At 56.7% G+C, this 21,340-nt stretch carries 21 protein-coding genes and 1 pseudogene; 11 read left to right on the forward strand and 11 right to left on the reverse strand.

Annotation, left to right across the window (positions count from 1 at the left end):
- Positions 1 to 93 precede the first annotated feature (93 nt).
- Positions 94 to 477, forward strand: coding sequence for a PLDc N-terminal domain-containing protein (locus tag ABIB99_RS24200; protein ID WP_028147401.1), 384 nt, complete (start codon positions 94 to 96; stop codon positions 475 to 477).
- A 677-nt stretch (positions 478 to 1,154) separates the two neighbouring features.
- Here the strand turns inward: ABIB99_RS24200 and ABIB99_RS24205 are convergent.
- Positions 1,155 to 1,646 carry a hypothetical protein gene (locus ABIB99_RS24205; RefSeq protein WP_166348662.1) on the reverse strand — a complete coding sequence of 164 codons (492 nt, stop codon included), beginning with the start codon at positions 1,644 to 1,646 and terminating at the stop codon, positions 1,155 to 1,157.
- A gap of 197 nt (positions 1,647 to 1,843) precedes the next feature.
- The gene (locus tag ABIB99_RS24210; RefSeq protein WP_354177736.1) at positions 1,844 to 1,999 is read right to left on the reverse strand and encodes a hypothetical protein; all 156 of its coding nucleotides are present in this window, start codon (positions 1,997 to 1,999) and stop codon (positions 1,844 to 1,846) included.
- A gap of 304 nt (positions 2,000 to 2,303) precedes the next feature.
- On the opposite strand from ABIB99_RS24210, the gene ABIB99_RS24215 reads away from it, so the two are divergent.
- The gene (locus ABIB99_RS24215) at positions 2,304 to 2,885 is read left to right on the forward strand and encodes a hypothetical protein (RefSeq protein WP_354177737.1); all 582 of its coding nucleotides are present in this window, start codon (positions 2,304 to 2,306) and stop codon (positions 2,883 to 2,885) included.
- Positions 2,882 to 3,670 carry a hypothetical protein gene (locus ABIB99_RS24220; protein WP_354177738.1) on the forward strand — a complete coding sequence of 263 codons (789 nt, stop codon included), beginning with the start codon at positions 2,882 to 2,884 and terminating at the stop codon, positions 3,668 to 3,670. The genes ABIB99_RS24215 and ABIB99_RS24220 overlap by 4 nt, the downstream gene beginning before the upstream one ends.
- A gap of 520 nt (positions 3,671 to 4,190) precedes the next feature.
- Here the strand turns inward: ABIB99_RS24220 and ABIB99_RS24225 are convergent.
- The 3 genes from ABIB99_RS24225 to ABIB99_RS24235 all read right to left on the reverse strand — a co-directional run bounded on the left by ABIB99_RS24225 (position 4,191) and on the right by ABIB99_RS24235 (position 7,526).
- Positions 4,191 to 5,063 (reverse strand): hypothetical protein, encoded by an 873-nt coding sequence (locus ABIB99_RS24225; RefSeq protein ID WP_354177739.1) that lies wholly within the window; start codon positions 5,061 to 5,063, stop codon positions 4,191 to 4,193.
- A gap of 493 nt (positions 5,064 to 5,556) precedes the next feature.
- A complete protein-coding gene (locus ABIB99_RS24230; protein WP_354177740.1) occupies positions 5,557 to 6,195 on the reverse strand; it encodes a hypothetical protein in 639 nt (212 codons plus the stop codon).
- A 65-nt stretch (positions 6,196 to 6,260) separates the two neighbouring features.
- Positions 6,261 to 7,526, reverse strand: coding sequence for an ATP-binding protein (locus tag ABIB99_RS24235; RefSeq protein ID WP_354177741.1), 1,266 nt, complete (start codon positions 7,524 to 7,526; stop codon positions 6,261 to 6,263).
- Positions 7,527 to 7,927: 401 nt separating this feature from the next.
- On the opposite strand from ABIB99_RS24235, the gene ABIB99_RS24240 reads away from it, so the two are divergent.
- Both ABIB99_RS24240 and ABIB99_RS24245 read left to right on the forward strand, forming a co-directional pair.
- The gene (locus tag ABIB99_RS24240; protein ID WP_354177742.1) at positions 7,928 to 8,716 is read left to right on the forward strand and encodes a hypothetical protein; all 789 of its coding nucleotides are present in this window, start codon (positions 7,928 to 7,930) and stop codon (positions 8,714 to 8,716) included.
- A gap of 97 nt (positions 8,717 to 8,813) precedes the next feature.
- A complete protein-coding gene (locus ABIB99_RS24245; RefSeq protein WP_354177743.1) occupies positions 8,814 to 9,533 on the forward strand; it encodes a hypothetical protein in 720 nt (239 codons plus the stop codon).
- 157 nt (positions 9,534 to 9,690) lie between these two features.
- Here ABIB99_RS24245 and ABIB99_RS24250 read toward each other — a convergent pair.
- Positions 9,691 to 9,974, reverse strand: a pseudogene (locus ABIB99_RS24250) (helix-turn-helix domain-containing protein); the annotation flags it as partial.
- A gap of 301 nt (positions 9,975 to 10,275) precedes the next feature.
- Between ABIB99_RS24250 and ABIB99_RS24255 the strand changes: the two are divergent.
- From ABIB99_RS24255 to ABIB99_RS24275, 5 genes are all read left to right on the forward strand, one after another.
- Complete coding sequence (locus ABIB99_RS24255) at positions 10,276 to 10,968, forward strand: recombinase family protein (protein ID WP_502917510.1); 693 nt, start codon at positions 10,276 to 10,278, stop codon at positions 10,966 to 10,968.
- Positions 10,969 to 11,256: 288 nt separating this feature from the next.
- Positions 11,257 to 11,799, forward strand: a complete 543-nt coding sequence (locus ABIB99_RS24260) for a hypothetical protein (protein ID WP_354177745.1) — start codon at positions 11,257 to 11,259, stop codon at positions 11,797 to 11,799.
- A gap of 190 nt (positions 11,800 to 11,989) precedes the next feature.
- A complete protein-coding gene (locus ABIB99_RS24265) occupies positions 11,990 to 12,520 on the forward strand; it encodes a hypothetical protein (RefSeq protein WP_354177746.1) in 531 nt (176 codons plus the stop codon).
- Between the two features lie 415 nt (positions 12,521 to 12,935).
- Positions 12,936 to 13,145, forward strand: coding sequence for a hypothetical protein (locus ABIB99_RS24270; protein ID WP_354177747.1), 210 nt, complete (start codon positions 12,936 to 12,938; stop codon positions 13,143 to 13,145).
- A 145-nt stretch (positions 13,146 to 13,290) separates the two neighbouring features.
- Entirely contained in the window at positions 13,291 to 14,538 is a 1,248-nt protein-coding gene (locus tag ABIB99_RS24275; RefSeq protein ID WP_354177748.1) for a hypothetical protein, read from the forward strand.
- A 484-nt stretch (positions 14,539 to 15,022) separates the two neighbouring features.
- Here ABIB99_RS24275 and ABIB99_RS24280 read toward each other — a convergent pair whose 3' ends face one another.
- The 3 genes from ABIB99_RS24280 to ABIB99_RS24290 all read right to left on the reverse strand — a co-directional run bounded on the left by ABIB99_RS24280 (position 15,023) and on the right by ABIB99_RS24290 (position 16,430).
- The gene (locus tag ABIB99_RS24280; protein ID WP_354177749.1) at positions 15,023 to 15,496 is read right to left on the reverse strand and encodes a hypothetical protein; all 474 of its coding nucleotides are present in this window, start codon (positions 15,494 to 15,496) and stop codon (positions 15,023 to 15,025) included.
- A 56-nt stretch (positions 15,497 to 15,552) separates the two neighbouring features.
- Positions 15,553 to 15,951, reverse strand: a complete 399-nt coding sequence (locus tag ABIB99_RS24285) for a hypothetical protein (protein WP_354177750.1) — start codon at positions 15,949 to 15,951, stop codon at positions 15,553 to 15,555.
- Between the two features lie 260 nt (positions 15,952 to 16,211).
- The gene (locus tag ABIB99_RS24290; protein ID WP_354177751.1) at positions 16,212 to 16,430 is read right to left on the reverse strand and encodes a helix-turn-helix domain-containing protein; all 219 of its coding nucleotides are present in this window, start codon (positions 16,428 to 16,430) and stop codon (positions 16,212 to 16,214) included.
- 171 nt (positions 16,431 to 16,601) lie between these two features.
- Between ABIB99_RS24290 and ABIB99_RS24295 the strand changes: the two genes are divergently transcribed.
- On the forward strand, positions 16,602 to 16,997 hold the full coding sequence (locus tag ABIB99_RS24295; protein WP_354177752.1) for an avidin/streptavidin family protein: 396 nt from the start codon (positions 16,602 to 16,604) through the stop codon (positions 16,995 to 16,997).
- An 846-nt stretch (positions 16,998 to 17,843) separates the two neighbouring features.
- Here ABIB99_RS24295 and ABIB99_RS24300 read toward each other — a convergent pair.
- Positions 17,844 to 19,391, reverse strand: a complete 1,548-nt coding sequence (locus ABIB99_RS24300; RefSeq protein ID WP_354177753.1) for a patatin-like phospholipase family protein — start codon at positions 19,389 to 19,391, stop codon at positions 17,844 to 17,846.
- 144 nt (positions 19,392 to 19,535) lie between these two features.
- Positions 19,536 to 20,831: a tyrosine-type recombinase/integrase gene (locus tag ABIB99_RS24305; protein ID WP_354177754.1), complete on the reverse strand. Its 1,296-nt coding sequence runs from the start codon at positions 20,829 to 20,831 to the stop codon at positions 19,536 to 19,538.
- Positions 20,832 to 21,340: the final 509 nt, after the last annotated feature.

A 21,340-nucleotide genomic window follows, 5' to 3' on the forward strand; every position in this document is an offset into this window, starting at 1 on the left:
TCGCATCGGTACTGCCGTTGAGCCTTCGCGTAGCGGGCCGTGCGACTGGCCTACAGGAAAGATCGAGAACGGCAACTCAACAAGGGGATCGCAATGTTCTTCGCTCAGGAAGGATTCACATATCGAAATTTTCTGATGGATATAATTGCTGTATTCGCATTTGTCGTTTGGTTCTGGCTGCTCATTGTTATCTATGGCGACCTGTTCAGGCGCCACGACATTTCCGGATGGGGTAAGGCACTGTGGGTGCTTGCACTTGTTCTGACCTCCTACCTCGGCATCTTTGCTTACCTCATCACCCAAGGCAGGGGGATGGCGGAACGCAGCGCTGAGCAGGCTCAGCGGGCGCGCGAGGAATTACGGCACATCGTCGGCTTTAGTGTCGCCGACGAGCTTTCCAAGCTCGATCAGCTCAAAAAATCGGGATCCATAACCGACACCGAGTACGGGCGCCTTCGCACCAAGCTGGTCTCCTAACCATCGGTGAGGGAAGCGGGGAGGCCATCCATGATGCTCGCGAAGCCTTTTGGCGCCGTTGGAGCTCTTATAGCTGGCTTTGCGATTGCGTGGACCGAAAGCGCGCATGCGGAAATATTCATAACAACCGCCACCATATCGCAGGGCGAGTTGGTCATCGTCGGAAGGGTAAGAAGGCCCCGCGAGCCCAGCGTGGAAATCAAGATCAGTCCGAGCAAAACCGTGAAAGTCGAGAGCACTTCGACCGGAGGATTTCGGTGGATTGGACCGGAGTTTCCATCGACTTGTATCGTAAAGATCACGTCCGGACCGGATACGAGAGACGTGGTGATACAGAATTGCGGCCTCCCCGGGCCAGCGGGTCCTCCAGGGCCGGCCGGACCTGCGGGCCCGATCGGACCGCCCGGGCCCAAAGGGAATTAGAAGGCAGACTTCGTCTTGCGGGTTTGCAGGTTGCCCACCGGATCGCTCTCGCATCAACAATCGAGGTGTCGGTTCGAAGTTCTGACGGAGCGCTACTGAGCATTATTGGGCTTGGTCGCGTTTTCGACCGGAACCGCAGCGTGCGATGATAGGTACCGGCGATCACGCCGTGATTATCGATACGCGGGCGACTGTGCCCAGTTCGATCGGAGGAGGCTGGCCTAGCCGACGAGCCTCCTCAACCCCAGCCGCCCCTACTTCAACGCCAGGCTGCTGCAATACGCCGAGGTCTCGCCCGATCGCCAGCCGGTGACCCGTCCGGCTTCCTTGCACTCGTCGTAAGTCTTGAAGTTGCCGACGTTCCGGCACGTGAAGGAGTACACGCCGCCCGAAGCGTTGCAGCCGACCCAGGGCTGATTTCCCGTCTTGAAGCTCGATTGGCAACCGCCGGCACAGCTGCTCGTTTCGCGTTCGAGCTTGGCGAGCCTCGCGGCATCCGACATCGGCGCCGCCACGGCCGTCGATGTGGCTGGCGATGTCCGATACCCGGTGCTGCGGATGGCCACGCGATGCGTTGGCTTGTGCGGCCTCGCCACCTGTCTCGGCGCGTCGACCGTGATGCTGGGAAGCTGAGTCTCGGTGGGCGTCGGTTGAGACATTGCCGTGCCGCTCAGGCCGCACAGCAACAGTGCAATCGATGGGAATGTGACAGCGGGACGCGCAACGAAGCGTGACGACAACGTCATGGCCATGTCCTTCCAGATGCGGAGGGACAGTCCATTCCATCCCCCGAGACGAGGATATCACGCGCCGATTGAAGTTGCATCGCCGAACCCTGCAACTTGATTCGGCCCCAGGTCGACCTGGTCAGGCTCGCGAAGTCGCTCACCGGTGTAATCCGCGGGATTGAAGGTGACGGTGCGCTCGTCCGCGGCCGCTCTCGTCATCTGCCCATGGTGATCAACCACCGGAAGAACGTCAGCAGAACGGCGACCGCGATGTCCATGGCGACGCGGTTTGGCTCCTGGAGCGGACGGAAATCATCGTTACGTTCCGCCTTGAAGCGGGCGCGGCCATGAATGAGCATGGTCAGCAGCACCGCGCCCGCTGAACCAAGGTTCGCGCTCAGCCACGATGCGCGGCGTTCGTGGAATAGACCGGAGAAATTGGCGTCAGCGGATGCCGGAGAACGAGGGCAAACACCAGGATGGCGCCCAGGCGGCCGACCATAGCCGACTTGATAAACAACTGATTATACTCATGCTTTTTGTTACTGTTTTAGACGCTACCTAGGTCGCTACCCAACTGGGAGTGGATTACCACGGGACACCATCAGCAAGGGTTGTGATGGGGAGCTTGCAACTCTACAATTGCGCGCATTCCCTCGATTCTTTGGTGGTTTGATGAGTGACGATTTCAAGAACCTCGTGACTGGCCTGTATGACCTGCTCCTGCCCGTGACCGACGCAGACATGCGCAAACGCGCAGTGAAGTCGGCGTTGATGATGCTTGGCGATGATCCCGGCTTCGTCGAGCAAAAGGCAAAGCCAAGCAGTGGCAATGGTAGCGCCGTTAATGAAGGTGACGAGGTCCAGGACGAGTTTAACGCCAAGACTAGAACCTGGATGAGGCAGAACAAGCTGACTGCCGAACAAATTGCTCAGGTGTTCCACATCGAAGGCGAGACCGTCGATCTCATTGCCAACAAGGTGCCTGGTGCGAGCGCTCGCGAGCGCGCAGTAAATACGTATGTGCTCCTCGGTTTGCGTGAGCTTATTCGCACCGGGCTGTCGAAATTCGACGAAGAGACTGCCAAGAACGAATGCGAGCGGTTGGGTACACACGGCAAAACGAACCACGCGACCTATGCGAAGTCGGGCGGCAATCTGCTCGCCGGTTCGGCGAAGAATGGTTGGACGCTCACGGCGCCGGGACAGACTGCCGGTGCGGCTTTAGTGAGAGAGCTGACTGCTGACTCGGCATGAAGCTTGATCCCACCAAACTTCTTGCGGCAATCCCGGCCGTACTTCGCGATCCTATGATCGAGGAATATAAGGAGATTGCGTCAAACTACGCTGAGCATCGGTGGGAGCCCTCGGAACTGAAGGGCGGGAAGTTCTGCGAGTGCGTATATTGGATCAGTCACGGTTACACGACCGGAACATACGCCGCCGGACCGACTAAACCGGCGAACATGCGCGACGACTGCCGTGTGATCGAGAGGTTGTCCGATTCAGGAAAGCCAGGCGACCATAGTCTTCGCATCCTCATTCCTCGGCTCCTCCCAGCTCTCTATGACATCCGCAACAATCGAGGAGTAGGGCACGTCGGCGGCGACGTGAACCCGAACCTGATGGATGCGACCGCGGTCTACACCATGACAAGTTGGATCATGGCGGAACTCATTCGCATATTTCACGCGGTCTCAATCAGCGAGGCACAAGAAGCCGTGGATGCGCTGGCAGAACGCAAAATGCCACTCGTGTGGTCACCGGGCGGAAATCTGAAACGCGTTCTCGATACGAAGCTCGATGCCTCGCAACAGACGTTACTCATCCTTCACCAAAGCCTAGCTTGGGTCGATGAAGCCGCGCTCTTTAACTCGATCGAATACAGCAAGTTGAACCTCTACCGATCAAATATTCTCGTGAAGCTCCATAAAAAACGATTGATCGAATACGACAAGGTCACGAAAAAAGCGAAAATTTCGCCGCTTGGAAGCGCCTCCGTCGAAAAAGAAATCATCGCTCCGCGACTCGGTTGGAAGTAGCGCGGCCGAGGACTCGTCAGCTATTGCGGCGAAACCGGCATTCCCTTTTTGCGCTCTTTCCTGATCCACGCACAATTCCCGCACAATAGATTAGCCTCGTCTCCTTGCCGGTGGCGAAAACTGGTGCACGGTTCTTTGGCTTGACCTCTACTCATGCACCCATTTGTCTCACGCGCTTTTAAACGCGCAAGCGCGCTGCAACGGATCGTGTGGGTTGTCAAAGGCAGGAATCGAACCACGGACAAATCGGATGGGTCGGACGTCGGTTCAGTTTTCGGCGCTACCCAGTTTCCTACCCATGCGAGCCCCGGTTGCGACCCGTGCGCTACATGGTGCGTCAGACCGGGAATCGAACCAACGACATTTTGCGGGCAGAAAGTGATGGTGCCCAGGGGCGGATTGCGCTTTCCGACACGTTTGCCATTGAAATATCTAGAAAATCTCTAGCAGGCGGGACGAATGTTTACCAGTAGTGTTTCACAGGTGAGGGCTCGTCGCCCGGTCCGGGCGCAGGTTGCCACTAGACGTGCCGAATCTCAAAAACCTCGAAGCGGATGCCGATGCGCCGCTCAATTTCATCAGCAAGTTGGTCTCCAACGAGACCGTCAAACATCTCGCATTGGTTCGCAAAGTTAAAGGGCGTCCCTTGATAGAACACGAACGCTCGCTGCGCGTCGGGAAACACAAAGGCGGATGACGCGAGCCCTCTTTGGCGTGGATACCATGTCGTGAAACGATGCCTCCTCTCGTCGGTTGAGGTGAGTAGTGCGCTTCCATCTGGAGCCAAGAGCCTAGACTCGGCATCAAAGAACATCGTCGCGACGGATGGAAATCTGAAGGTGCCGCCGTCGCTGAGCGCAACCGTAAAGAAATCGCCCACGCTTAGAATACTGCGGTCCTCAAGAACGGACTGGAGGCGAGCTAACTGGTCGTGGACAAGCGTCTGATCTTGAACGTCAGGACCAATCATCGTCGCGTGCCAACTGTCATCCTGAGGCGCAGCACGCGGCCCCGATTGAAACCGCTCAAATCCTACTGAATCTCCTATGAAAGCCACGCGCCGCTCTTTTGCTTCACCGCCGCGAACATGAAAGAGCCGCTTCGGACCGGCAAATCCAACCAGATACTCGTTACCACTGCCGCGACTTGAGTTTTTGAGGACAGAGATAACCGATTGAAAGCTCGTGCAGCCCCCACGAATGTCCTCGATAGCGGCACTCGCGATGTCCGGATCACCCGTGAAGGCGATAGCAACGTTGCTGGCGACGAACGTGATCTTAAGGCTGCCGCTTCTCACGTCTGGCAGTGCACGCTTTTGGCGTGGACTTTGAATCCGCGTGTCTGCCAGCATGACGATTTGGTGCGGCGTAACCTTAGCGACAACCAGGGTCATCTTACATCCGAACAAATTCTAAGGGTCACCATCCCGAAGGGCATGGCGTGGTGGCGGCAACGCGACTTCCCCCGTGTGCCCGCCACGAGACACCAACGTTGTGGGCAGCACGCACTACCACGGGTCCAACGCTTGCGCGGCGGAGCACGACGCTTAGGCCTCAAGCCTACGTAGCAGGTTGGCCACAAAGGACGCATACCACCGACCGCCACGCCGCGTCATCATCTCGCGGCCACTCAGCCGGTTGGCGACGGCCTCCAGCGTCACCGCTCCGCTCGCCCGAATGTCCCTCACCACCTCTGCAAGGTCACGTGCGCGTCGCGCAGAGGCTATGGCGGAAGAACCGGGTCAACGGGAGAACGTGGTTGCCACCATGGGACATAGCAAGGATGGCTCGACGAATCGGCTTATACTCCAAGACTCAGCTAGTCGAGTTGAAGCGCGAATGCGTGGAGGCAGTGAACCTGCCCGTCTGAGATCGTGAACGGCCGCGCTAAGAACCATTGGTGCGATACGTGAAGATCGGTCCCGACGGCCCTGTCGGCCCTGTCGGCCCAGTTGGTATTGTTCGACTGATTACGCCGATTTCAGAGGATGCTCCGGCAGGACCTGAAACACCAACCGCAGGCTGATCCGCTCCGCTGACTGCGCTGGCCACCATGTCGCGCGGCCAATGCTTCTCGTAGGTCGTCTTGATCTCCTTAGAGAAGCGGGTGAGCTCCTTCTCAATGAATTGCATGAGTTCCGTCCGATCGCTCGCGGTGAGCTTGTCTTCAGGCTTATCTGATCGGGAATACGACGGGTGCGCGATCTGCGCATTTAGCTTACCCATGAGGATTCTGCTCGGCCCTTCTTCCGAGCACGGCGTGAACGTTGACTTCGCGAAATGCTTAGCGGCGGACGTGTTGTCGCTTGGCGAATGATCGCCCGAAAAGAATTCAATCAATGAGCGGGCATGAATGGCAAAAGACTCGATCAATGCGTTCAACACAGTTTGGCTGAACCAGAGGCATGTGGCACCATTAGCCAGCATCGCGTACGTCTGCCGCATCATCCGCACCTCGTACGGTATATGGTGACCGATGACCTGGACCATGCCTTCGGTCGAATGATTCAATTTGTCCGCGCTCATGAATTTGTACCTCAAAGCTGATGTAATCTAATGATGGACCTGTTCTGGCAACATTGGATATGGCGTCATTCCATCCCGACCGTGTTGTGGTGCCGCCCCAGATTGATCCCTTCGGCCTCCGCACGGAGCCTCACGTAACCTCTCATAATGTTCTCTCGGAAGGAGAACCACCCAGCACCATGACCAGAAATGATCCTGCCGTGTGTATCCTTGCGTAGGGAGAGATAGCGTTGATTGAGCTTGTCGCGCGGCATGAGGCTACGGCCAACGCGCTTCGTTACGATCCACTTGTAGGAGTTCTCGTAAATGTCCGCGATCTGCCGGCGGTCGGATGTGCTGTCCGCCAGTGCCCAAAGCGCTTCTTGGTAGTCAGCCGTATTTCGGTACTTCTGGATAGCCTTGTCGTACTGTGCCCGGAGCGTGGCCTCTGTCCGCTGCAAGGCACCCTCGATGCCCGCCTTGAAATGTGGAGCACCTGATTTTGTGACTACCTCAGGGTCATCGAACATGCTCCAGAACAGTGACTCGCCGATCAGGTGAACGTAGTGCGGGAAGCCATCACTCACTTGACTGATGCGGATGAGTGTCTCCATTTGAATCTCAATGCCAAGCCTCTCCGCCACCACCATTAGAATCTGCCACAAGTAGTTATGCTTGAGCCGCTCCAGGTTGATATTCTCCAGAATCCTGCCCGCAGATGGATGCGATTGGAGCAGTTCGTCCACGTCATGCGCGATGCCGCAGAAGATGAAACGTACATCTGCACCCAGTTCCGGGATATTCTTGATGAACTCAGCAAACTTCTCCCGCTCCGCTGCCGTCTCTATCCTCTCCATTTCATCGATGATGATGATGGTCTTACCTCTCCGCTTTGAGGCGACATAGCGGATGACATCAAGGGCCTCGTTGAGGGACTGTGGTGCCGCGATAGTTGGGACAGTCTTACTTGCTCGGCTAACTCCTACGCCACCTAGACCGGGCAGGGTGAGGTTAAATCCTCCTCCCCCTCCCGGCTTCTCAACGCGGTCCTCCACTGGGATGAGTGCGTTTCCTATGGCCTGCATCACTTGCGCAAAGCCGCTTGTCCTGCCGCACATCACATGGATGGGAGGGCTCTGCGTTGCGGAGTGAAGATGCGCGGACGTAAGAGCAAGGGAGGTCTTACCTACGCCTCGGTCGCCGTAGATGAATATCTGACGACCTGGAGAACTGAGGGCGCGGTCAATCGTCCGAAGGTTCTTCTCTCTTCCAAACAGGCGCTCTGGCGTCTTGATCGTGTCGGAGGGTGTCAGGTTCTCCGCCAACACCACCTTCAAGTCTTCGTCGGTCACGCCCGTAATAGTCATTGATGGTCCCGCCCTCGAATCGGACCCTGAACTCTACACACGCGAGAGAGGGTACGGGGTAAGCGTTGCAACCCTATGCACAATTTTTTGGGGGTACACCCGAGGCTGCCGCGCGACTTCCCCCGTGGCTTCTAGGCAGGCCCGCCTCAGGGGTGAGAGAGCAAGAGGCCGCCAAGGCGCAAGGCAGGGCAGGGAGTGGGAACCGGTGCGCCCTGCGGTGGCTTTTGCCGTCACGCCTGCTTGCGTGCTGCCTCAGCGGCTTTCCATAGCGCCAGCATCTCCTCGGTCGCTTCCGTGGCCCCGGAGATGATCCGCCACGCCCCTAGCGGAAGCTAACCTGGGGGTGCTAACTCAGAACAGAGATAGAAAAGGTTGTTGCTGATTCCATGCCTTTGCGTTCGCTTATTTGGCCTGTCTTCACGCTGTTGATGGGTATTGCACTTGGAGGTAGCCTGTTCTGGGGAGCCTTCGGCTTAAACGTTACACAGCAGCCTCTAGAGCACACAACGCCGCACGTAGCAGAAGCGCCATCTCACCCCACAAAGGAGGAGAACGACGAAGCGCTCGTGCGCTACACCCTTTGGCTCGCCATCCTCACCGGTGGGTTGGTGATGGTGTCAGCGGGACAAGGGTACTTTCTGCTCCGCGCAGACAAGACAGCTCGGATTAGCGCAGAGGCCGCGCAGGCGCAAACGCACAATTTCTCGAAGCTAGAGCGGCCATACCTCTACGTGTTCAATCCGAAGGGTCTACAGCTAAAGGAAGACGTGGAGGACCCGTACCATTATGTAGAATATGACGTGGCCAATTACGGGAAGACGCCGGCAACGATCGAGTCCGTCTTCGCGGGCATTAGCGTCGGAAGGTTACCCGGTGACCTTGGCAGCGCTTGGCGGTGGCATTCCCTGTTGAGCCTGCCAATCATGGTTCCAAACGAGAAGCGTACCAAGCTCTCACTTGATGTGCCCGAGTCCATTACCATCGGTGAATACGCTGACGAAGATACGCCCCCGATGCCCGAGCCAGAGCTTAGTGGCGATGATCAGTTCTTTGTACGAATCGTCGTTAAGTATCGGGGCCCCTTCACATCGAGTCACGAGACCTCGGCCTGTTGGCGATGGGTGGGCCTGAGCCTAGCCTCGTTTGAAGACGACCGTTTTACCTACATGCGATAGCAGTACGCCCGAATCGGGAGCATGCAAATGAGCGACAGCGGCAGAGCAATGCTGGACAACATGGCCTTTACAATGGAGTTGGCTAGGGAGCTGTGGGATGGCCGTTGATGGCACAAGCACGATTACGGCATGGGCGGTATTTAGTGCGATAGGCGGCTCGCTAACTGGCGCGGTGGTAGGTGGCACGATCAACTACTTCCTTCAACGCGCATCACGGGCAGAAGCGAAAAAGCAGAGAGATGATGATCGATTGGAGGTCAGGCGGGCGCTGGCCTATTCGCTGCTGTTTAAGCTGATCCGTGTTGTTTCCGATTTGGAGAATCTGCGGAAGGCTGTTGCAGAGTCCGTAGAGCACGCCACGGCCTCAGGCCTAAAGGGTGCGCTATGGCAGATGGTGCTCCCAGTTGCGAATTTGCCCGACGCAGTAGACTTCTCGGCAGATGAGATGGCGCTAGTTCTCTCCCTCGATGACCAGACCTTCAACCAGATTGCGGCTCTGGATAAGCTTCATGAAAGCACCATCGCGATATTTTGTTCATACGGGCAGCAACGTGAGGCACTGGTGCAGAAGTTCGGTGCGTCCATGCAGGGCAGCATAGGCACAACGCAGTTGACCAAGGAAGACGCCGAGTGGCTTGCACCCCGGGCTCACATGCTCAATGACTTAGTCGTGGCAATGAAGCAGCGGACAGAGGTCGATGCTGTTGAAGCGCGTGACGGACTCACCTCAGTGCACAGCCTCTTTGTGAAAGAGCTGGGTATCAAGAAAAGGCTCGAGTTCAAAAAGCCATCCGACGCTTCCCCGGACCACCTTTAGGGTCACGCACGCGAACGGTAGGGCCCGCAGGCTGCCGCGCGACTTCCCCCCGTGGCCCTCCCGGCAGGCCCGGCCCCGAGGAGGGGCAAGAGGGCACGAGTCACCGAGGCGCAGGGCGGGAGCCGGCGGGCGAGAGCGAGAGACGCAGGTTAGCGCCTCAAGCCGCCGCCTCCTGGTTATCGGTCGTCCGCTTGGCAATCTTCGCGATGGTCGCGCGGCTGCATCCAGTGGCCCGCTGGATGGCGCTCCAGGATTGGCCAGCCGCGAGCATGCGGGCGAGATGCCGTCATTGCGCTCTGTGTCCTCAGGGCGGCCCTTGTAGCGACCCTCTGCCTTCGCCTTCGCTTGGCCCTGAGCCTGCCTGCGGCGCCGGTCGTCGTCGTCCTTGCGAGCGACAGCCATGAGCATGTCCAGCCGCATGCAGTTGATGGCTTCGAACAGGGCCAACTTGGCGCAACTCTCGTTCTCGACATAGCCTAGCCCTCTCGAACCCCGGCCGAGAAACGATTTGGGGTCACGCATTCGAGAGGCCACCTCGCAGCAGCGATGCAGTGGTTTCCCCCCAGTCCCCCCCTTGAAATCGAAGTTAAAGACCAGAGGAACAATCACCCAACCGCAATGTGCAAGTTCAAACCGGCCCAAGAGCTGAGTCGATTTGACTCACGTTGATACCGTTGAGATGGAGACATGAGGTCCCTAACGTTTAGGTCAACGGACGTTGTTGCAAATGTTGGAGCCTTTCATGTCGTCTACTAGCAGCCGCTTCATTGCCTACTATCGCGTATCGACCGCCAAGCAGGGAGCGTCCGGACTTGGGCTCGCCGCACAAAGATCTGCCGTTGCGGCCTATCTCAAGGAGCAAGGGCAAGTCATCGCGGAGTTCAAGGAGGTTGAGAGTGGACGCCGAAGCGACAGGCCGGCCCTAGAGCAGGCACTTGCTGCGGCTCGCGTTCATCGCGTTCCTATTGTTGTCGCCAAGGTGGATCGCCTTACGAGGTCGGTCGCGTTCCTTTCGCGTCTGCTGGAATCGGGTGTGGAAGTCCGCTTTGCAGACCTGCCCGCAATTGAAGGCCCAACCGGTCGGTTTATGCTCCAACAGATGGCCGCCGTGGCGGAACTGGAAGCAGGCCTCATTTCCACACGGACCAAAGCGGCCCTCGCAGCCGCCAAGAAGCGGGGCGTGAAGCTTGGAGGTTTCCGAGGAGTGTCGATATCAAAGGCAGCTCACTTAGCAAGCAGGGTCGCCCGCGGAACGATGGCCAACCGGCGAGCGCAGGACCTCATGCCAACTCTTCGAGAACTAGAAGGCCAAGGGGTCACGTCCCATGAAGGGTTGGCTCGTGCACTCACCGACAGAGGTATCCCTACCTCACGAGGACACGTCGAGTGGACCGGGGTACAGGTCGCAAGGGTCCTGCGAAGAAGGGCACCATAATGGAGGGTGTCCGCCACAGCGCTTACTGTTGAGGTAGGCAGTCGGGACCGGCATGCGAGCTTTGAGCCCAGTGGGTTCTCGTCGCCCTGCACATAGGAGCCCGGGAGGTACCATCAGATGTAAGCATGCCGGTGCTCGACACCCACGTTGGGGGACCAACACATACAAGAAACCCCTGTGGCACAAGTACTTCTGGGTGGTAGGGGGATGGGCCGGGGGATTGACACAATCGAAACGCTTTTTCTAGTTTCAGCGGCTTGCGAAGCGCAATCGACGAAACGGACTAACATGATCAAGAATTCGACTCGCCCTCACTTGCTCTTTCCCCATTCGAGGCACAAAGAACCGCCGCAACGCTTCAATGGCATTGCGCCCGTTGCGTACAGTTGCATCTGGGTCAAGCCCGACGATACACATGTTTATCTAAATGGATACGGCGGTGAAAAATCACCCTCGGTGATGTTGGCGCACGGCGTAGCGATTGCCATTGAGGCAGCTCTGATGGACGATCCGGAGATGCCTCGCTTTGAATGCGTGATGGAAAAGCTGAACTTCTGGCCAGCACAGGAGAACATCCTCTTTCAACAGCTTCGTGAAGGCCGGATTTCTGCCGATGGCCATAGCGCCTACAAGCAACTGTTTGAATCCCAAGCAATCGCAGACCTCAAGCCCCGCCTCCCGCAAACTCCTGATGAGCGGGCATTAATCGCTGAAACCAAAGACGTTGCCGCACGAATTGCGGAGGAAGCGTATCGAGATCGCGTAGCGAATCCAGAAAGGTACAAAGCGGCTGGAGTCTACGTTATGCGAGACACGCTCGGAGACACGTAGCGTGGGCTCACGTTCAATCAAACAACGCCTCGGAAATGCCGCAGGCGCACTTCGCTGCTGCATCCCGGGTTGCCGCAGTCCCACCATGCGAGTAGCGGGTACGGGCCTCGCGGCTTTCCATTGCCGCCGTCACGTGGACCACAGAGCCCGGCACGGATCGCACTGGCATGGGACGTACAGCGCGGCCGAATTGAAGCCATACCTTGCTGCGGCGACCTCGTATGTTCGGCTCCGGGCCGAATCCGATCGGTTCATCAAGGCGGCCCTCAGCGCAATCGTACTGCTCCTTGAAGAGGCGGGCCCCACGGAGATCGCCACACGGCTCAGGGGCATGTCGGCCAACCGACGGGCTCGCATCGCATTAGCACGGCTTCGGGTCGCAGGCATCAAGCCTGAACGCTTCGTTGCCATCGTGCTGGCCGTCGCCGCGTTGATTGAAGAAGACCCCGGCTCACACCGGACGAAAGAGTTTCGCACGGTCCAGATCGCAAAGAGTCTACATCGGCTAGCGAGCGGCACCCATAAGCGCTGGCCATTTGTGGACCATCAGGGCAGGCAGCGCCAAACCGAACTGCATGCCTTTCCTAGGTCGTCTGGGCCGGTATTGCGACTGATCGGGCGGGCCGTCGAGCAACCGTGCGAATGGGTGGTGGAAAAACACCTTTCCGCCGTCCTCGCCCTGAAGGTTAAACGGTATGGACACCATCCCGTGCTTCAGTAGGCGTCGGATAATTTGCAGTGATAGATTCTCGCACGCCATATCTGGTGGCCGGATAACGGTACGCACATGTTGCGGCATTAAGTCGGTGACTTTGAGCACGGAACCCCAGCAGATAGGAGAGCGCATGAGTAAGCGATCCAAACTCGATTTCGAACGAACCGAGAGCGATTTAATTTTGAAGTTGGAAGGCATCGCTATCGCTAAACGGGGCCATCCGGGCTCCGCCCACGCAAACCGTTGGATACCGTTGGAGCCTGGATACGAAGTTATCGATGCTCCAGATGGAAGTATCTTGGTGCACCTCTCCGGTGTTCGGGTTCACTAATAGGATGCGAAGCAATTAGAGCGATCTGATTTGAGCACGACCGCTCAGAATGGAGCGCTTCCACACTGAACGTTTGCAGGGAGTCCAGACATGAACGAAGACTACAGACTCGTCTTCAACTCAGAAGACATTTATGGGACCAAGCTGTCCACCGGCAAGCGATTGGGTGATGCGACACGAAGCAGAAGCGGCTTATTGGCAGGCGAAAGCCGGGGCACGCGCCGCCGCGCTCCGACGAAAACCTTCTTCTGGCTAATCAGGTTGCATTACGGACGACGATCTGCCGTGGCTGGCACCTGAACTATCGCAGAAACAGGGCATTGCACCCCAGGTAATCGAAACTTCCTAGCGCGTGGAATTGGACTGATCGGGTGCGTCAAAGCCGATGTTAGAGCCCGTTACTTTTAAGCAGCGAGATTATGCTCTCCCACCCCCCCAGCACATGATGTTCGATCCTCAGCTTCGCGCGAAAGGGGCGGAGCTTCAAACCGCTATCAGAAGGCTGGCAGACGCATTACTGGCCCACGAGGCCGCGAGCGCTTCCCGCAAGCGAGCACGAAAGGAAGCGGACGCGGCGAAATTCTACGTGGCCATAGAGGCGTTGGCCTGCAATCTCATTCTGCTAAAGGCCACCGGAAGCAACTCCAAACTCGCCGTCCCTCGCTCACATGCCGTCATCTGGCAAGGAAACGCTGTTCTCGGCCAACACTTCTTAACTGCCATCGATCTCCTATCCGCCATGGGCCTCATTGCAGAGGGGCGGCGCGGCTACAGGATCTCGGCTAGGTCAAAAATGCCGTCGCTCATTGAGCCACAAGAACGCCTCGCGGATCACCTCCCGCTGACTCCCCCCGATTGGCGCGCAATCTGTCAAATTGACGATCCCGTGTTGGTCCTCCTGAAGGAAGGAAAGGACGAGGACGGAAACGCCGCCTCCATCGCCTATCGCGAGACCGCACAGTCTAAGAAGTTCGCAAACCAAGTTCGGAGCATAAACGGATTTTTGCGCGAGGCTGACATTGAGGTCGCGGGCCAGGACGACGCCGGCCTCTCGTTAGGAAGGGATGGGCAAATCATTGCTCCCTATCGCCGCTCGCTGAGACGCATCTTCAATAACGCCACGTGGCTTCACGGCGGCCGTCTCGCGGGCGGCTTCTGGATGTCAATGGAGCGAACGGAACGCCAGCGCATTCGTATCGACGGCGAACGCGTGGCGGAGGTCGATTATCGACAGCTTTTCCCGCGCCTTGCTTACGTGCGGGCCGGAGCGCCGCAGCCTCAGGGCGACCTCTACGATGTTTTCGGGAAGGGCTCCGGCCGCGAAGGCTGCAAGAAGCTGATGAACGCACTGCTGTTCTCGCGGGGGCCGCTGAAGAATTGGCCCGAGGACACGCACCGGCATTTTCCGGATGGGATCAATCTCCGGACGGCAGTCGAGATGCTCGCCGCGAAGCACGCATCCATAGCTTCCCTATTTGGAAAGGGTCTTGGTTTCCAACTGATGCGCATCGAAAGCGACATGCTGATCGAGGTTCTCGCTGAATTATCGGCTGCTGGGGTCACCGCCCTGCCTCTCCACGACGCGGTGCTCGTCGCGAAATCCAACGTGGGTGTGGCGCAGGAAACAATGGGAGCCGTTTTTCAACGCTGGAGCCGCTCGCCCTGCGCGATTGTCTCAGTAAAAATTCATTAATGATTACAACATATTAAATCTTACGCCTCCGCTAGTGGAGGAGGAAGCTAGGGGAGGAAACTCAAAGAGTTAGAACTTGAAGGCCTATCTCAGGGCTCTCTTTAAGGGGGGCCTTCAAGTTGGGAGGGTTACACCACCCCTCCTACATGGCCACCTTTAAGGACAATCCACTAAGGCCGAGCTTGCAGCCCCCAAGGTCGACCCAGTGGGCCACCTCTTAGTTCGGGCGAATGAGTCCTTTAGTCCCCTTGTTGGGCCCCTCGATGATGAAGCCAAAGGGGTAGCGCGACTCAGAATCACCGAGCCTACTGGGGTCTGCTTTGGCGGCAGGCCGACATCCGCCGTACCACGAGCAAGGTCTGTTGAGGGCCAACAGGGGCTTCGGCCGGTTCCGCCTCTTGAATCGCCGATACTCATTTCATGGGCGAACACGCGCCTGTACAACCGTCCTTATCAGGCGCACAGCAAACGACGGTCTATCCACTCACACTTTCGGATCGCCCTTCTCATCGAACCGGCTCGCCATCGTAAGCATCAGGCCTTCCACCGCATGACGAATTCGTTGAGCCTCAGCCATGGTGTAGCTGTTTTCCACATGCATGGTCGCGTTTCTCCAAGGACTTTTGACCGCTTCAAGCGACGCGAGAAGGCTTTCGAAGAACTTCGCATCAGGCCCCATTTTATCTGCTGAAGTGGGCCACTTGCTATTGATACCGCCTTTTATGGAGCCAAGCATAACACCCCAGTTTTTTTCTGATGCGCGAACAGGATCGGGTACCCCCAAACAAGATGCCGTCGCCCGAACCGCGACCTCCATCACGCGCATAAAATGAAATACGCTAGCCGTACTACGTTCTAGCGCGAGGCAATTCATAGCTTCATCTATATCAACAGCAGCAGACGGAAATTTTAGCCGAACCTCCGGTGCAAATTGCTGAGTATTGTAATAGCCGCCCAACTCCGGACTGAGCGCAAGAAATCGACGACTCCGAACCTCATCAAAAAGACGTTCCGTCAGCTCTCCCAGAGCAGCGCGGTTGGTGACTGTTTCTCTGTCTCAATTCCCTTCTTAAGCCTGCGAGCATGGGCTAAAGTCAGTGTTAGCTCAAAGTCTTCCAGGTGCTTGATTAGTTCTCCGAGGGCCGACTCAACAGACGCCATCACGTTTCTACCGTGCTCCGCACTCGCTAGCCGTAGTTGCTGCTCCGTCTCGGCCAGAAGGTCGGCCTTCTCAGATAATTTTTTAGAGAACAGCTTACCCAATATTTTACTACTGCCGCTCGTCTGCCGGGCAGGCTTCTTTGACGGCGCCAATATTTCGGTCATGCGTGGCAAATTAAACATGATGGTTGCCCGCGCCTGTCCTAACAGGACGACGGTGCTTACCAACTTTGCTATATCGACTTCTTTCACAGCCTACCCTTTCCCAATAACGAAAAGCGCAGCAGCGCCCGAATGGTAGCCGAACCTTTCGCAAGGTAGAAGAAACTTAAGGCGTTCGAGAAGTCCATTCCATTTCAGGCGGGCCGCGCTTCAGCGTCCGTGTCGGGTCACATGCTGACATTGTGTGAGTGACTGCCGAAGTCCGCTTTGGATCGAAGCGATCTTGGGCAATGCGTCGTCCCCGCTACCGGTGACGGACCCTGCTCCCTCGCGGCCGGTGCTTAAAGTGATCAACCCGACACCGGACGAGATTCAGGACTGCCCCGTCCCTTCCTCTGAGGCACGAGCAGGCGGTCAGGGGTCGTCTTGAGGGCCTTCGCCAAGCGGGCCAGCACAATGATGGTGCAATTACGGGTGCCCCGCTCGACTTGACTGACGTAGGTCCGATCTAGCCCCGCCTCTAGAGCCAAGTCCTCTTGGGATAGGCCAAGCGCCTTCTGGGGATTCATCGGGCTTTGCCTATGGTTCGAACATCAAATTCTCAAGCGTCTGGATATCGAGTCGGGCGGCATCCAAGTCGCCATCCTCTTGGTCAGCACACCGGCCATCTTTTTGGCCACTTGAAAAGTGAAAGAAACAAAGAATAGACTACCTTCGGTTGTTTCACTCGGAGAATAGTCATGAAGCGCATACTTACCTTGCTTTTCTTCCTTCTCCCGTTTCAAGCCCAAGCCCAAGTCCCGTCGTTCTCCACGTGGGTGAATACGAGAGGTTCTGTTCTAAGCGTCTTTTTCGTTGATCCTGCTACCGGTGCGTTCGCGGGGAACTACGTAAACAAGGCCGCTGGCTTCGAGTGCCAAGGCGTCCCCTACGCCGCAGTGGGAGTGAGCAAAGGCACGCGTGTTACCTTCACGGTAGATTGGAAAGGTATCCTCGTGCCCGATTGCCATTCCACGACTGTCTGGACTGGCCGTTTGCTCGGACCAGCCCTCAAGACCAAATGGAAGCTCGATTACGTCGGCGCCGACGGAAAGCCGCATACCATGCGCGGCACGGACGTCTTCACAAAACAATAGGTGCCTCGCTGAGCTTGCAAGGAGAGCCCTCTCCGGAAAGCCTTTTAATGAGATTGGCTCTCACTTGCCTCGAAATTCTAGGAATTTCTGGTTTTGCATCTATTGGCGTTCAATTACTGATCCTCACAGCTACGGTTCGGTAATCACTGTGCTTGCAGGAGGCTGGAGCCACCCGGGAGTGCGATGAGCACAGGTGGATGGAAGCGCATGTCCGCGACTGGATATCGCACGGCAGTACCACCTAGTCGGCCGACGTTGATCAAAGTTGGGGCGCTTGATCTTAATCAAGGCCGCTTTATTTCTCTTTACTCGGGGTTGGCCGGAGGGCAGTTTTTCTCGACTATACACCGTGCACACTGGATGGCCCACGATTTGAGGACATCCGTGGTGGGCTGACGTACGATCACTCCTGATATTCTTATGTTTTGCCACGACCTTCCCTCACCTGGCCCCTTGCCATCACACGAGATTGGCACTGTTACAGTTCGGCCATCGGAAGAGATTGAAGGTGAGCCGTAGCGGCCGTTGTTCTGACTAACATTCTCGATTGTGATCGAGGTGATCGCCCGATTTGAAATTATGAAGTCCTGAGGGGCCGTGTAAGAGACAGAACCACTACGATTATTTCGCCGTGGCCGAGGCGGAAAACCAACTATATCCCCTGAAGGGCACGTAATTTCACCTTGCTGGGTAAATTGCTGAGGTGTTTCGTACGCTGCCTGCAATTGCGCCATGCACTGGTCGATTTCGTCAGACCGGGCACTTCCCGTAGTTGCCGCCACAACAACGAGCGCCCACCCAGCCCATTTTCGCCCAGGACTTAGCATTTATACTACCCTCAATATGCTATCTCGTTTGAAGGCACTGCCGAGCTAGGCTTCTCACCTGATCAACCGATAGCGTGGCGTCCGTCGTGTCAATTCTGTCAAGGCAAAGATTCGCACGTGCGGCATAAGGCACAGTTGTCGCATTGATTTCGGGCGCAGGTTTAATTGGGCGTACAGGCAAAGGTTTGAGAACAGGATCGCTCTGCGCCACAGCTTCGCTCTCGACTATCGGGGTCCTCAAAGGCGTCACAAGCTGCAAATAAATAGTTCCGACGATTAAATAAGTCGAGAAAAGCGCGCCAGACAGAGCAGCAAGCCCAACGCTGTCTATGATCAACGTTGGGAAGAAGTCGGAAAAATTCGTGAAAGTATTCCACCATCGTACTTTCCAAGACGTTTGTAGCGCCTCTGCAAGAGCTTCGTTGGACGAAGGCAGAGATAGCGGGAATTCATTTACTGCGCATGCATTGGGGCTGATTTCAAAGCGTTGCATTAGATGGCGAGCTGCTTTGTTTTCACCGTGTCTTACGAGCGCAGCTACCTCGATGTCTGAAAATCGATCAAGGTCAGTGCGTATCAAGGAAACGGATTTTTGGATCCTCGGTTTCAAGCCGTCACGTTCGTCGATATCATCGATCGAGATAAGGCCTACCCTATCATCGCTCGCAATACGCCTTAGTGTTGCTTCTGCTACGCGGTTCATGGTGATCTGAGAGGCCCGGAGAGCTAAGGCAAACGGATTTGTAAACTCTCCGAATTGCCGCCATTGAAATGGACTTCCTGCATCACTTACCAAAATAAGATCGCTCAACTTGAGCTTATTTTCTTGTCGCTCAGTGTCCAACAACGCAGCCGACTCAAATCCCGTATTGTCGTAAACGCCCCCATCAGTCAGCACATGGGGAGAAACACGAAATGAACCTGGATCTGCGCTAGTGAAACTTTCGTCAAAGAGTATTGGCGGAAATACCGGAGGAAATGCGGAGGATGCTACTACGACCAAGGAAAGCTTCGTAAGCTCCGCGTGGTAGGGCTTCAACTTGGCTTCCTCGAAAACTCGGTATTTATCCTTCGTAAAGAAGCAAAGACCACCGGTTTTCAGGTTTGTGGAGACGATATGAAATTCGGGACCGTTTAATTTCGAAAGCCCATCTAAAGTTTGACGTCCATAAAACTCATCGTACTCCCGCCGCAGCAACTCAGTGCGACCGACCCGCCACCGCCATAAATACTTCGGGAACCGCAACGCGAGGGCATATAGCGGCCACCAAAGTAGTGACCGCCGGATAGCCCTGCCACGAAGATCCCATTGCCGAAGCGACAGTAGACCGAGTTGAGCTTTATCGAAGAATTTGGGAGCACCAACGTATTTGGCCCAATGCTGAACTAAGTGCGCAGCAATGATGCTTCCACCAGAGACGGAAACAATATCTGTTACTTTGTCTAGGAGGTTCAGCCGCTTTAGAGTTCTGATGACGCCTAGGTGAAAAAAAGTCGCGCGAAGACCCCCTCCAGAAAGGCACAAAACTATCGATTGAGGCGGAGATAATTTGGCGGGACCCTCCATCAGCCCTCCATACCTGATGACGTCAGAAGCTTGCGAACGCTATGCGGCATTCCCACCCTCTTAACAGCTCTGAATTGTAGGCTACACTAAATGCTATTCTGATTGGAAGAGGCCACGTGGCCTTAGCGTACTTTGCAGGCTTATTTATGAAATGATGATGCTCGGAAACTTCGCGATGGCGTTCGCCTTCGCCTTGATGGTCACGTCTCCGTAGCCCTCCGAGACATTGCGCGGCGCATACCCCTGAATGGCGTCCGGCACGCGCATCTCGACGCCCTGATCAATGCCGACAGTCTTGAAGCGATGCCGCCAGCCGTGGCTTGGATCAACGTTCTTATCCTTCACCACCTCGCGGACGAATTCATTGACCTTGTTCCGCGCTGTCTTCACCGCGTTGCGCACACCTAACTCGCCGGCCTTGGGATCAACGAACAGATAGCCGCCCTTCGACTTCTCAAAGAACGCCAAGAAGCCTTCCTCGATGATTTGCCGATGGAGCACCACATCACGCGCTTCATCCGTCTTCACCGGCCCCGCTTCCGGGGTCACATGGAGCACCCAGAGCTTGCCTTCGCGGCGAATGTCCTCCTTGCGAATCTGGATCATTTCACCCACGCGGGCGCCCGTGAAGGCACACAGCCACGGCACCCACCGCTTGGCCGCCGCCAGCTTCGGGGCTTCCCGGCCGGGCACGAACTCGCGGGCGTGCTTCAGGATGGCGATGGCCTCCGAATCATAGAACCCTTTGGATCGAAGCTTCCGCGCCTTGCCGACCTTGATGGTGATCCCTTCAGCCGGATTGCTAGGCAGACGACGATTGACCACGGCCCAACCGAATACCGTCTTCATGCCCGCGAGGTCGCTATCCTTCACGGTCTTCGCGCTCAAGCCGCTCTGCACGCGATAGTCCTTGAAGCGAATGATGTCCTCGGGCGTCACCCGGCTCGCCGTATCGTGCTTCAGGAATATCACGAGACGAGCCATTGAGTTGCGATAGCTGTCATAGGTGCTCTGCTTTCGACCGGCCCGTTTGGCTTCCTTCCACCAATCCTCGACTAACCCAGTGAGGGAATTCTTAGAGGCACCCCGCTTTGGCTTTTCCTTCGGCGCATCTGCCGGGGCCTGCCACTCGGGAAAGCGAGCGGCCTTGGCGTCGAGCGGATAGTCTCCGCCTGCATTGCGGTGCCGGCTTGCAAAGGCGTCCCTCAGCGCCACCCAAAAGGCGGTGAGCAGGAGAGTGCGCGACTCGCTGTCCACTCTGCTGATGCCTTTGGTCAGCAAGAGGCGGTCCACGATAGACCCGAGCGCCTTCTCTAGTTTGTTGGCCGCACCGTCGCCGCCAACCCTCTCCCACATCTCGGTTACAGCCGCCCAGTGAGCTTCCTGCTCCTCGTGGCTCTCAGTATCCGGCGCCCAACCAACACCGGGCGTGTGGACCATGGCGACACTCCGGGCGCGGCTCTCGCTGTCCGCCCAAACGCGATAGAGTTCGCCTGCCAAGGCCGTCGCCTGCCGGTGGGTTAGATGCACCGGGGCGTCGTTGCGAAGCGCCTCCCAGACGGTCCCTAGTTGTCGCTGCGAGCGCCTAACGCCTCTTCGCTGGCTAGGCCCAGTGATGCGAAGGGAGAAACGCACGGCCCCAGCGCCCTCGCTAAGCGTAGCTTTAACGACCGATATAGCGCGAACGCGGCGTAGAATTTCTTTCTCCGCGTTACATTAGAGCCCTAGAATATTTTTCCTCGGAGTCTATTTAAGCGCAAGAATGATTTTCCAAACTTCAAAATGCGCATCGAAATAGCTTGGTCCATTCCGATCCCTGTGAATATTGGATCAAGGGGATACTCCCCTAGGAGAGACAGCAATGACCTTTGGTGAAAAAATGCTGCGCTTCTTCGGACGAGCCGACGTGATGAACGCCGTCGTACGCAGAGACAAAGCGACGTATGAAC

This window comes from Bradyrhizobium sp. LA6.1 (genome assembly GCF_040547805.1).
GTDB classification, from domain to species: Bacteria; Pseudomonadota; Alphaproteobacteria; order Rhizobiales; family Xanthobacteraceae; genus Bradyrhizobium; species Bradyrhizobium barranii.

What these genes read in the sequence shown, in the direction of transcription:
- ABIB99_RS24200 (WP_028147401.1), top strand. Translation starts at nt 94, where the DNA reads ATGTTCTTCGCTCAGGAAGGATTCACATATCGAAATTTTCTGATGGAT.
- ABIB99_RS24205 (WP_166348662.1), bottom strand. Translation starts at nt 1,646, where the DNA reads ATGACGTTGTCGTCACGCTTCGTTGCGCGTCCCGCTGTCACATTCCCA.
- ABIB99_RS24215 (WP_354177737.1), top strand. Translation starts at nt 2,304, where the DNA reads ATGAGTGACGATTTCAAGAACCTCGTGACTGGCCTGTATGACCTGCTC.
- ABIB99_RS24220 (WP_354177738.1), top strand. Translation starts at nt 2,882, where the DNA reads ATGAAGCTTGATCCCACCAAACTTCTTGCGGCAATCCCGGCCGTACTT.
- ABIB99_RS24225 (WP_354177739.1), bottom strand. Translation starts at nt 5,063, where the DNA reads ATGACCCTGGTTGTCGCTAAGGTTACGCCGCACCAAATCGTCATGCTG.
- ABIB99_RS24230 (WP_354177740.1), bottom strand. Translation starts at nt 6,195, where the DNA reads ATGAGCGCGGACAAATTGAATCATTCGACCGAAGGCATGGTCCAGGTC.
- ABIB99_RS24240 (WP_354177742.1), top strand. Translation starts at nt 7,928, where the DNA reads ATGCCTTTGCGTTCGCTTATTTGGCCTGTCTTCACGCTGTTGATGGGT.
- ABIB99_RS24245 (WP_354177743.1), top strand. Translation starts at nt 8,814, where the DNA reads ATGGCCGTTGATGGCACAAGCACGATTACGGCATGGGCGGTATTTAGT.
- ABIB99_RS24255 (WP_502917510.1), top strand. Translation starts at nt 10,276, where the DNA reads ATGTCGTCTACTAGCAGCCGCTTCATTGCCTACTATCGCGTATCGACC.
- ABIB99_RS24260 (WP_354177745.1), top strand. Translation starts at nt 11,257, where the DNA reads ATGATCAAGAATTCGACTCGCCCTCACTTGCTCTTTCCCCATTCGAGG.
- ABIB99_RS24270 (WP_354177747.1), top strand. Translation starts at nt 12,936, where the DNA reads ATGAACGAAGACTACAGACTCGTCTTCAACTCAGAAGACATTTATGGG.
- ABIB99_RS24275 (WP_354177748.1), top strand. Translation starts at nt 13,291, where the DNA reads ATGTTCGATCCTCAGCTTCGCGCGAAAGGGGCGGAGCTTCAAACCGCT.
- ABIB99_RS24290 (WP_354177751.1), bottom strand. Translation starts at nt 16,430, where the DNA reads ATGAATCCCCAGAAGGCGCTTGGCCTATCCCAAGAGGACTTGGCTCTA.
- ABIB99_RS24295 (WP_354177752.1), top strand. Translation starts at nt 16,602, where the DNA reads ATGAAGCGCATACTTACCTTGCTTTTCTTCCTTCTCCCGTTTCAAGCC.
- ABIB99_RS24300 (WP_354177753.1), bottom strand. Translation starts at nt 19,391, where the DNA reads ATGGAGGGTCCCGCCAAATTATCTCCGCCTCAATCGATAGTTTTGTGC.
- ABIB99_RS24305 (WP_354177754.1), bottom strand. Translation starts at nt 20,831, where the DNA reads ATGGTCCACACGCCCGGTGTTGGTTGGGCGCCGGATACTGAGAGCCAC.